Annotated in this window: 5 protein-coding genes; 4 read left to right on the top strand and 1 reads right to left on the bottom strand. The window is 49.1% G+C overall.

Features of this window, described 5'->3' with window-relative positions; all coding sequences use genetic code 11:
- Positions 1-276 (bottom strand): hypothetical protein (locus HY879_15810; GenBank protein MBI5604805.1); only part of this gene is annotated, 276 nt, incomplete at its 3' end.
- A gap of 467 nt (positions 277-743) precedes the next feature.
- On the opposite strand from HY879_15810, the gene HY879_15805 reads away from it, so the two are divergent.
- The 4 genes from HY879_15805 to HY879_15790 form a co-directional block, all read left to right on the top strand.
- Positions 744-1,583 (top strand): MaoC family dehydratase N-terminal domain-containing protein, encoded by an 840-nt coding sequence (locus HY879_15805; GenBank protein MBI5604804.1) that lies wholly within the window; start codon positions 744-746, stop codon positions 1,581-1,583.
- A 160-nt stretch (positions 1,584-1,743) separates the two neighbouring features.
- Positions 1,744-2,016, top strand: coding sequence for a hypothetical protein (locus HY879_15800; protein MBI5604803.1), 273 nt, complete (start codon positions 1,744-1,746; stop codon positions 2,014-2,016).
- 59 nt (positions 2,017-2,075) lie between these two features.
- Positions 2,076-2,699, top strand: coding sequence for a LysE family transporter (locus HY879_15795; protein MBI5604802.1), 624 nt, complete (start codon positions 2,076-2,078; stop codon positions 2,697-2,699).
- Positions 2,700-3,787: 1,088 nt separating this feature from the next.
- The coding region (locus HY879_15790; GenBank protein ID MBI5604801.1) for a PAS domain S-box protein at positions 3,788-4,681 on the top strand (894 nt) is incomplete at its 3' end.

Genomic DNA, 4,681 nt, shown 5'->3' with positions numbered 1-4,681 from the left:
GATGTCATGGGCGGCCCATTGGACGCAGGCATAGAATATCTCTCCCACGGAAGCGGCCGGTCCTGAAAAGGAGGCCACGACGGCGATCTTGATGGTGTCCCCGGAAGGGATCACCGGATGATTCGGATCGAAGTCGGACATATCGCCCATTTTATTGACATCAAAAGCGGCATTGGCCGCCAGGGTTTTGGATGGGGTTACCGTGGTCAAGGAAAAAAAGGATAAAATAAAGACAAGGATTAAAAGCAATCTACCGACCTTACCAATCGCATTCATTTTGTATCTCCTTTAATTTTTTTTGATAAATATCTTTCGCATAGAACTTCCAAAAAAAGCGGTAACACCTCCTTTCCTTACCAGGATTAAGCCTTTCTTATCCCATTACATTAAGAAAAGCCTGCAATTCTTTAGCAGAGGCCGTGGATCTCCGGTAAAACCTTTTGTTATTTTCAGCTTTGGAAATGGATATATTGGAAATTTTTGGGCGTTGTTCTGATCGAGAGGTAACCGATAGACTTTTGGGTTTGGCATAGAAAGGTATTCATTTTCCGTTTAGTTTTAACCAAAGCAGGTTTTATTTTTAGATCGGGGCCCATTTATTGTCAAGGAAAAATTTCCATCTTTTCTTCTTGACCAACGTTCTTTTTACATCTTATAATCCCGAGCAATATTGCGGTCCATCCCCCTCACCTTCAAGAGGGAAGGAGGACAACACGAAAAATGAAATAAGGATAAGGAACCCTATGAAAGAATTCGACTGGAATCAAGCGAGCCGGGAGACCAGGCGTCATGTCTTCCACTATACCTGGAAAGATGTGGTCTTGTATGCCCTGGGCATCGGCGCCCGGATTGATGAGCTGCCTTTTATTTATGAAAACGCCGCCGATGGATTGCAAGTCTTCCCCAGCTTTGCGGCCATCGCCGCCGGTGGACTGATCCGCGATTTCGCAGAAAAAGTGGAAGGCAACCGCTTTCTGCACGGGGAGCAAATGGTCCGCTTGCACCATCCTATCCCCCCCCAGGGTACGATCATCACAACAGGTCGGGTAGCCGATGTCTTCGACAAAGGCAAGGCCGCTGTCATCCGTTTTGAATCGGAAGGCCATACCGAAGAGGGAACGCATCTCTTCGACGTGGAACACATCGCCTTTCATGTGGGCGGGGGGGGATTCGGTGGAAACCCCGGACCCAAAGCGGACTCTTTGATCCCGCCCGAAGGCATTAAACCCGATTTCAGTATCTCTTATAACATTCCCGAGAATCAGGCCGCCCTGTACCGGTTAAGCGGAGACCTGAACTTCCTTCATCTGGACCCGGAATACGCTAAACAAGGGGGTTTTCCCAAACCGATTTTGCACGGCCTCTGTACTTACGGCCACGCCACGCGGGCTATCCTGCAAGGGCTTTGCGGCGGAGAGGTCAAACGCTTCCGGGCATTCAAGGCCCGCTTCTCCGAGGTGGTCTTTCCGGGCGATACCCTGACTACCGAAGGCTGGCAAATCCAGCAAGGGCGATATATCATCCGGGTCCGCACCGAACGGGCTGTTGTCATCAACAACGCTTACGCCATGGTAGCACCCTGAAAATTTTTCTGACGGTATCTGACAGAATTTAGGGAAGCCCTTTTAAAATTCCCGTGCTATATTCTGTTTTATAAGGTAAGATACCTCAGGAAGACTGGGGAAGGCCCAGGCGGCGCAATGCCCACTGCTATGGTTTTAGGTTTTATATTGGAGTTAACCCATGAACGAGAGAGACTTTTACACCGAAAGCCCCGTAACCAAGAAGGCTACTTACTCTTGCCCGAAATGCGGGAAGGTAAACGACTTCCCGGTCCGCTGGCTGCGGCGCACCAAAAAGAAAACCCTGCCACCCGGAGCCGGCGACCTTGATCGGGCCAAGTTCGCCAAAGCCCGTGATTATCTGGTGCGGGTGGATGATTTCCTCACCTGTCCCAATCCACGCTGTCGATACCGGCTTGAAATCCCCAACGATCAAACCGTCGCTTACCTCTAAAGGAAGGGTAAGGGTACCCTGCTTTAACCGCTGATCGAGGGTAGGTGAATGTAAAAACGATGATTCAATTTTTAAGTGTCGGTCTTGTTCTGGGCTTGTCTGCCGGCTTTTCCCCCGGACCGCTCCTGACCCTGGTCATATCCCAGTCGTTGCAACATGGAAGTAAGGAAGGGATTAAATGCGCCCTTGCCCCGTTTATCACCGATCTGCCGATCCTCCTGCTGTCTCTTTTAGTGCTGACCCGGCTATCGAATTACCGGCCCATCCTGGGGATGATTTCAATCATCGGATCCCTGGTTGTGCTGTACCTGGCTTATGAAAGCCTGAAAATTAAAAGATTTGACCAATCCGTTCAAGATACGGCGACACAATCCTTTTATAAAGGGGCCATGGTCAATGCCCTCAGCCCCCATCCCTACCTTTTTTGGTTAACGGTCGGGGCGCCTACCATTCTGAAGGCCTGGTCGGAAAGTCTTTTTAGCGCGATCGTGTTCGTAGCCGGTTTCCTGGGGTGCCTGGTCGGTGCCAAAGTATTATTGGCGGTATTGTCGGGAAAGTCCCGAAAAGTATTAAGCGATAGGATCTATCGGTATGTAATGAGAATTTTAGGTGCGCTTCTGGTGATCTTTGCCTTCTTGTTGTTCAAAGAGGGAGTAGATTTATTAGGTCTCCTGCCCTATTAAACTGCCTCCGTCCCACGAAAATCGGAAGACCAAGTCAACCCGGCATTACAAAACCCTGGCAGCCATGTAGCGAAAGAAATTAGCAGGGCAGCAATGAAAAATTTCTTATAAATGTTGGTAATGTTCAACCTAAAATCTTTGAACAGGATGAATAGTATTATTCACAAAGGCATCAATTGATGAAATATCCCGACTTTTTGGAAAAAACTCCCTGGACCCTGGTGGCCATTTTTTTACTCCTTTCTCTGGGAATTACCCTGGCTGGATATCTATATTACATAGAGCAAAAGGAGCATTTTAAAAAAGAAAAAGGCCAAGAACTCTCGGCTATTGCCGATTTAAAGGTCAATCAAATCGTCAATTGGCGCCGGGAGCGTATGGGAGACGCCAACCTGGTCCTGGGGAATTCTTTGATCGGCAGCAGGATTCAACAGTTTCTATCAAGAGAATCCACCCCTGCGATGAGGGAAGAGATCCAGTCCTGGATATCCGCTCTGAAACACAACCAGTATGATAACATCCTTCTTCTTGACTTAAAGGGAACGGTCCGTTTCTCAGTGCCCAAACTGGAGAAGGAGGTCGGTCCCTATGCCCGACAGTTGGCCCTGGAGGCCGTCAAAACTAAAAAGGCCATCCTTTCTGATCTTTATCAAAGTCAAATTTCAGAGTCCATCCGGCTAAGTCTCATCGTCCCCATTCTTGCCCGGAAGGGTTCCTCCGTACAGACGGTTGGGGTACTTCTCATCAGAATCGATCCTTACCGCTTTCTTTATCCCTTTATCCGGTCCTGGCCTATTGCCAGTCGGACCGGTGAATCCATCCTTTTTTGCCGCCAGGGAGAGGAATTTATTTTTTTAAATGAATTACGCCATTATAGAGAATCAGCCCTGTCCTTCAGGTTATCTACAGGAGATAGAAGGTCTTCCGGGTTATGGTCCGTCTACCAGGGAGGGGGTGTTGTTGAAGATCTGGATTACGGAGGAAAACCGGTTTTATTGGCCGGACGGTCCATCCCGGATTCCCCCTGGTTTTTGATTGCCAAGGAGGATGCCGAGGAGGTCTATGCCCCTTTAAAGGAACGGGCCTGGATGGTTGTCCTTTTAATCAGCCTGATGATCCTGGCCGCCGGGGTAAGCCTGGGGCTTATCTGGCGTCATCAACGGTCGGTGTATTATCGAAATCAATATCAGGGTGAACTGGAGCGTCAGGCCCTGACCCAGCATTACCTTTATCTGACCAGGTATGCCAATGACATCATCCTGCTCACCGATCAGGATCATCAGATCATCGAGGTCAACGATCGGGCCTTATCCACCTATGGCTACTCCATGGAAGAAATCATGGGACTTAAGCCCAAGGATTTACGCTCCTTAGAGTCTCAAAAACAATACGAACAAGACATAACCCATCTTGAAGAGCAGGAGGGTATGATTTATGAAACAGTTCATCGGCGTAAGGATGGAACCGAATTCCCGGTGGAGATCAGCTTCCGCCCCATGGACATCGAGGGCGTGAAGTACCACCAGGCCATTATCCGGGATATTACCGAACGCAAAAAGGCCGAATCTGCCCTGGCCAATGAAAAGGAACGGCTGGCCGTGACACTCCGGTCCATTGGGGATGGCGTGATTACAACAGACATAAAAGGAAACATCGTTTTAATAAACCGGGTCGCCGAAGAATTAACCGGTTGGCCCCAGGAAGAAGCCGCCGGCCGGCCTCTGGATGATTGCTTTTATATCATCAATGAAAGGACCCGGGAACGACGGGAAAACCCGGTGGAGAGGGTGATCAATACCGGGGATATTGTAGATTTGGCTAATGGAACAGTGCTGATCAGTAAAGACCAACGAGAACGGATTATCGCCGACAGCGGGGCACCTATTCGGGATCAAAAAGGGGAAATCCTGGGGGTGGTTTTGGTCTTCCGGGATATCACCGAGAAAATCAAACTGGAAGAAGAACTTGCTAAAGCCGAAAAG

The sequence above is a fragment of the Deltaproteobacteria bacterium genome (assembly GCA_016219225.1).
In the GTDB taxonomy this organism is placed as follows: domain Bacteria; phylum Desulfobacterota; class RBG-13-43-22; order RBG-13-43-22; family RBG-13-43-22; genus RBG-13-43-22.
This window is presented reverse-complemented; position numbering and strand designations above follow the sequence as displayed.